Annotated in this window: 6 protein-coding genes; 3 read left to right on the forward strand and 3 right to left on the reverse strand. The window is 63.5% G+C overall.

From position 1 onward, the window contains the following. A partial coding sequence (locus tag EOA28_RS23335; protein WP_148670815.1) for an MFS transporter occupies positions 1 to 1,130 on the reverse strand: 1,130 nt, incomplete at its 3' end. A gap of 61 nt (positions 1,131 to 1,191) precedes the next feature. Further along, positions 1,192 to 2,175: an AraC family transcriptional regulator gene (locus tag EOA28_RS23340; protein ID WP_189342145.1), complete on the reverse strand. Its 984-nt coding sequence runs from the start codon at positions 2,173 to 2,175 to the stop codon at positions 1,192 to 1,194. A gap of 245 nt (positions 2,176 to 2,420) precedes the next feature. Here EOA28_RS23340 and EOA28_RS23345 point away from each other — a divergent pair, with 245 nt between their 5' ends. From EOA28_RS23345 to EOA28_RS23355, 3 genes are read left to right on the forward strand one after another with little or no spacing between them, the layout of a single operon-like run. After that, on the forward strand, positions 2,421 to 4,256 hold the full coding sequence (locus EOA28_RS23345) for a monovalent cation:proton antiporter-2 (CPA2) family protein (protein ID WP_127253449.1): 1,836 nt from the start codon (positions 2,421 to 2,423) through the stop codon (positions 4,254 to 4,256). 10 nt (positions 4,257 to 4,266) lie between these two features. Then, positions 4,267 to 4,815, forward strand: coding sequence for a DUF924 family protein (locus tag EOA28_RS23350; RefSeq protein WP_127253448.1), 549 nt, complete (start codon positions 4,267 to 4,269; stop codon positions 4,813 to 4,815). Between the two features lie 52 nt (positions 4,816 to 4,867). Next, complete coding sequence (locus EOA28_RS23355) at positions 4,868 to 5,149, forward strand: hypothetical protein (RefSeq protein WP_126082548.1); 282 nt, start codon at positions 4,868 to 4,870, stop codon at positions 5,147 to 5,149. A 6-nt stretch (positions 5,150 to 5,155) separates the two neighbouring features. On the opposite strand, the gene folK is transcribed toward EOA28_RS23355, so the two are convergent. Continuing rightward, positions 5,156 to 5,530, reverse strand: a 375-nt coding sequence (gene folK / locus EOA28_RS23360) for a 2-amino-4-hydroxy-6-hydroxymethyldihydropteridine diphosphokinase (protein ID WP_128315321.1), incomplete at its 5' end; no start/stop codon positions are given.

Raw genomic sequence — 5,530 nt, forward strand, 5'->3', positions numbered from 1 at the left:
CCATAGGTGTCCACGACATAGCCGCCGACAACCGCGCCGATGGTGATGGCAACCTGGAAAGAGACGACCATCAGGCTACCGGCCGCTTCCAGCGCATCAGGCGCCGCGCGCGACAGATTGGTCGGCAGCACCACCGGCGCCATGCCGAATGCCAGGCCCCAAAGCGTAACGAATCCGAAGGCAACGACGACGTGCACGCCCCAAATCACCAATGCCAGAGCCGCAAACCCCATCAGCGCCGCGGTGCCCACGAGAGCCATGTGGATATTGGCGTCGGCCATGCGGCCGCCAGCAATATTGCCGATGACAGCGGCGATGCCAAATCCGAGCAGGGCCATGGCAATTGGCCCGGTTGCCAGGAGCGTCACATGTTCGAGGAAGGGGCGCACATAGACCGAGCCGGCAAAATGCCCTGTCATCAGCAAAAGGATGGCCAGCATGCCGAGTTGAATGCCACGCCGCCGTGTCAGCCGAAATACATCCGCAAGACTGTTGCTGGCTGTGGCAGGCAGGGTCGGCAGGCTAAGCAACTGCAGCAGCAGGGCAATCACGGCCAGCCCCGCCGTCAAGGCCATGGCGCTGCGCCATCCCAGCCAGTCGCTGATCAACGCACCCGCCGATGGCGCGGCAATGGTGGCAAGCGAGACGCCGAGGGTGACGATGCCCATGCCCCGACCTGTGGCATTGGCGCCAACCAGCCGGGCCACGACGGCAACCGAGAGTGCCCAGAAGGCGCTGAGAGCAATTCCGAGCCCTGCCCGGCCCAACAGCAGCAACCAGAAATTGGGCGCCAGCGCCGCAAGGAGGTTGGAACCGACCGCCAAGGCGCTGAGGCCAACCAGCACCGTCTTGCGGTTCAATCGGCCGATGAGAACATTGCTCAACATGGCCGTCACGGCGCCGACGGAAGCGGTGGCGGTGACGACCTGTCCGGCCGTTCCTTCGCTGATGCCGAGATCGCGCGCCATTGGCGTCAGCAGACCTGCCGGCAGGAATTCGGCTGACACTAGGGCAAAGCTGGTTGCCGCCAATGAAATGACCGAGAACCAGGTGGCTGCGTTCCACGTGGTTGGCGCGGCGGTATCGAGGTCTAATGCCTCGTCTTCAAGCTGTAATGTTGTGTCTGTCACCGGAAGTATCTCCAAGGAATGGAGGCCTTCAATAGACGAGTCCTTTCGGATTATATGTATCCTAAAATCCGAAATTCATATCCGTTCGTCCGGAAATTGTGCGACGCACAACGCCAGGCGAGACATTGGTGATGCGTTTGAACGCGCGGGCGAAGGACGCTTCGCTGTCATAGCCCAAACGGGTAGCGACTTCGGCAACCGACAAGCCGTTTTGCCCCAGCAACTCGCGGGCAAGCTGCATACGCAGACGAGCGAGATAGTGGGCAGCGCCCTCCCCTAGCACGGCGCTGAAGCGTTCGGCGAAAATCGAGCGCGATTGGCCTGCCAGGCCGGCAAGGCTTTCCAAGGTCCAGTTATGGCCGGGGTCTCGGTGCATGGCCGCCAGCGCACGCCCGATATGGGGGTCGCGGATAGCGGCAAGCCAACCGGTGGTCGCGGCTCCCGTGCAATTGACCCAGCAGCGGATGAGCCGGGCTGTCAGCAAGTCCGCCATGCGCGACAGAATCGTGGCGCTGCCCATCTGCGGTTGCGCGGCCTCGGCCGTCATGGCCGCCAGCAAAGGACGCATGACCGGGTCATTGCCGGCCACGTCGCAGCCTTTGATGATCGGCGGCATCAACGTGATCAATGGATTGAGCGCGCAGGAACCCAATGCCATCGAGCCGCAGAAAAGGGTGCATGTCGCGCCCGTTCCCTGCCTGACCACTTCGCAGACATTGCCGCCCAACTTGGTCACCTGGCATCCCTCGAGCGAGTCGCCGACAACGTCCGGCGCACTGGCCAGCCGATGGGCTATGCCTTGCGGCAGCAGCACCAGATCGCCATCACGCAACTCCTGCCACCCTTCCGCTTCGGTATAGATCCAGCACGGACCCTGGCCGACAAAGTGAAAACGAAGCAGCTTCTGTTCCGGAAAGGCGATGCTCCACGGATGTCGCAGCTCGCAGCGGCCATAGTTGACGCCACTCAAGCGAAAGTCTTGCAGGACCTCGCTAAGCGCATCCATCGGGATATCCGGAAGCGGGTGGGACGAATAGTCAGACATTTCGCCATTATAGATGCCGAACGTCCGACAGGCAAGCGAAGGTCCCTCCGACGGCGCCTACCCTTGCTGGCAGGCCTCCCGCCCTTGCCTCTCCCTCCCGGTGCATGCAAGGAGTGCTTCTAATGCATGTCGCCCAGAAGTGCGCAGCGGTTCTGGGATAACGACATGCATCAAGCAAAGACCTGAAGCGCGTCCACCTGAATGTTTTCCAGGCGAACGCGCTTTTCAGCAACAGGATGACAGCCATGGCAGCTGAAGCGTCGAGCAGCGATCTGGTGCAGGTGGTGGCGTTGCTCGCGGCCGGCGTCATCGCCGTGCCGATCTTCAAGCGCATGGGGCTGGGCTCGATCCTCGGCTACCTTGCCGCCGGCGTGGTCATCGGCCCGTTCGGCCTGCGCGTCTTTTCCGAATCGGGATCGATCCTCCACGTCGCCGAGCTCGGCGTCGTCATGTTCCTGTTCATCATCGGGCTGGAAATGCAGCCGTCGCGGCTCTGGGGCCTGCGTCGCGAGATCTTTGGATTGGGTGCCCTCCAGGTCGGCGTCTGCGCGGTCCTGCTCACCCTCGTCGGACTGGCCGGAGGCTTCCCCATCGCCCAGTCCTTCGTTGCCGGCGCCGGCTTCGTGCTGACCTCGACGGCGATCGTCATGCAACTGCTGGAAGAGCGCGGCGAGATCGCCACGCCGAAAGGCCAGCGCATCGTCTCCATCCTACTGCTCGAGGACCTGATGATCGTGCCGCTGCTGGCGCTGGTCGCCTTCCTCGCGCCGGGCGGCGCCGAAACCAGTATTTCGGAGCGGCTGAGCGAAGTCGGCATCGGCATCGCCGCGATCATCGGACTGGTCGTGGCCGGCCGTTACCTGCTCAATCCGCTCTTCCGCGTCCTGGCGGACGCGCGTGCCCGCGAGGTCATGACCGCCGCGGCCCTCCTAGTGGTGCTGGGATCGGCTCTCGCCATGCAGCTCTCCGGCCTGTCGATGGCGATGGGCGCCTTCCTCGCCGGCGTGCTCCTGTCGGAATCGACCTTCCGTCACCAGCTCGAAGCCGATATCGAGCCGTTTCGCGGCATCCTGCTCGGCCTGTTCTTCCTCGCCGTCGGCATGTCGCTCGACCTGAGCGTCGTTGCCCATAACTGGCGGCTCGTCGCCATCTATGTCGTCGCCTACATGGTCATGAAGGCGCTCGGCATCTACATCGTCGCGCGCATCCTGAAGAGCGGCCATCGCGAGGCGCTAGAACGCGCCGTCTTCATGGCGCAGGGCGGCGAGTTCGCCTTCGTGCTTTATTCGTCCGCTGCCGCGGTCGGCATCATCGACGGCCAGGCCAACGCCACGCTCACCGCCATCGTCATCATCTCGATGGTGCTGACGCCGCTCGCGATCCTGGCGCTGCGCTACCTCACCCCGCGCGACGAGCAGTCGCTCGACGGCGTCGACATCGCCGAGGGCCTCACCGGCAGCGTGCTGATCATCGGTTTCGGCCGCTTCGGCCAGATCGCAAGCCAGCCGCTGCTATTGCGGGGGCTGGACGTCTCGATCATCGACAACGAGGTGGAGATGATCCAGGCGGCGGCCAATTTCGGCTTCAAGGTCTATTATGGCGACGGCACGAGGCTCGATATCCTGCATGCGGCCGGCGCCGGGCGGGCCCACGCGGTGCTGATCTGCGTCGACAAGCCGGACGCCGCCGTGCGCATCGCGCAGCTGATCAAGGCCGAATTCCCGCTGGTCACCATGCTGGCGCGCGCCTACGACCGCGGCACGGCGCTGCAGCTCATTCGAGCCGGCGTCGACTACCAATTGCGCGAAACCTTCGAATCGGCGCTCGTCTTCGGCGGCTCGGCGCTGGAGGCATTGGGCGTCGATCCGGAGGAGGTTGCCGAGGTCATCGAGGACGTGCGCCGTCGCGATACCGCTCGCTTCGAAACGCAGCTTGCCGAGGGCATCCGCGCCGGCCAGCGTTTCCTCAAGGGCAACATCGGCACGCCGATCCCGACGCCGCTCACGCAACCGCGCCGGGCCGGCCGCGCGCTGAACCAAGAAACAGCCGTTGTGCTGAACGAGGCAGAGACCAACAACTGAGGGGCAAGGCATGGCAGAGCTCGACGCGCGGGCGCTTTCGGTCACCAAATTCTGGCGTGACGCCGGCGAGGACGCCTGGTTCGAGAAGAACGACGCCTTCGACACCGATTTCCGCAGCCGCTTCCTTGAGTTGCATTACGCAGCCGCGCGGCGCGAATGCGACGACTGGAACGCCCATGCTGAAGGATCGCTGGCGCTGATGATCCTGCTCGATCAGTTCCCGCGCAACTGCTTCCGCGGCACCGGCCACATGTACGCGACCGACCCGCTGGCAAGGCATTTTGCCGACCGGGCGATCGCCGCCGGACAGGATCTGGAACTCGACGAGGCTCTGCGCGTCTTCCTCTACCTTCCATTCGAGCATTCGGAATCGCTTGGCGATCAGAAGCGTTCAGTGGAACTCACCGCCGCGCGAGCCGCGAACGATCTTAAATATGCCGAGGAGCATCTGGAAATCATCGAGCGCTTCGGTCGCTTTCCGCATCGAAACAGGTTGCTCGGTCGAGAGACGACGCCCGAGGAACAGACATTTCTCGACGGCGGCGGTTTTTCCGGTTGATGCCGGTTAACCACAAATTGGGAATCGTATTGTGAGAAGCTTCGAAGCGCGAATGATTGGCAAGTCAATCCGCTCTGTCGAAAAGAACGAACCGGGGTTTGGGATCAGCGTTCTTTTCACCGACGGCACTGGGCTCGCTATCCATACGGAGGTGTCTCTGCGCATGAGCGATACAGCGGCAAGAATCGAGCGCGTTACATCGACCAAACAAGAGGTCATCTTGCATTTGGGCGAGTATGATTTCCTGGCGATATCGACTGACCGCCAAAAGTACGACGCTGTCGAATTGTTCGTCTACCAAGACGCCGGCGGCACTTTCGTTGTCGAGAACTAGGCGACGTTAAGCCAACCACCACTCCCGGCCGGACGGAAGCCGCTCGATCCCTGATGTGTCGACGGCGCCGAGCCGTTCCGAGACGCTCCTGCCGCCGATCGAAAGCCCCGGCGCGATCTCGGCCAGCGGCGCCAGCACGAAGGCGCGCTCCAGCATGCGCGGATGCGGCACTTCGAGCCCGGTCTCGTGAATAACCCGGTCGCCGAACACTAGGATGTCGATGTCGATCAGGCGCGGCCCCCAGCGCTCCTCGCGCACGCGCTTCAATCGCCTCTCGACGTCGAGGCAAAGGTCGAGCAGCGCGCGCGGCGAGAGCGCCGTCTCGATCGCCGCGGCGGCGTTGAGGAAATCGGGTTGGTCGAGCTTGCCCCAGGGCGGCGT

The sequence above is a fragment of the Mesorhizobium sp. M2A.F.Ca.ET.067.02.1.1 genome (genome assembly GCF_004023285.1).
Lineage (GTDB): Bacteria > Pseudomonadota > Alphaproteobacteria > Rhizobiales > Rhizobiaceae > Mesorhizobium.

Bases quoted from the DNA above. Each gene is read 5' to 3' on its own strand.
- EOA28_RS23355 (WP_126082548.1), top strand. From the start codon at position 4,868: ATGATTGGCAAGTCAATCCGCTCTGTCGAAAAGAACGAACCGGGGTTT.
- EOA28_RS23345 (WP_127253449.1), top strand. From the start codon at position 2,421: ATGGCAGCTGAAGCGTCGAGCAGCGATCTGGTGCAGGTGGTGGCGTTG.
- EOA28_RS23350 (WP_127253448.1), top strand. From the start codon at position 4,267: ATGGCAGAGCTCGACGCGCGGGCGCTTTCGGTCACCAAATTCTGGCGT.
- EOA28_RS23340 (WP_189342145.1), bottom strand. From the start codon at position 2,175: ATGTCTGACTATTCGTCCCACCCGCTTCCGGATATCCCGATGGATGCG.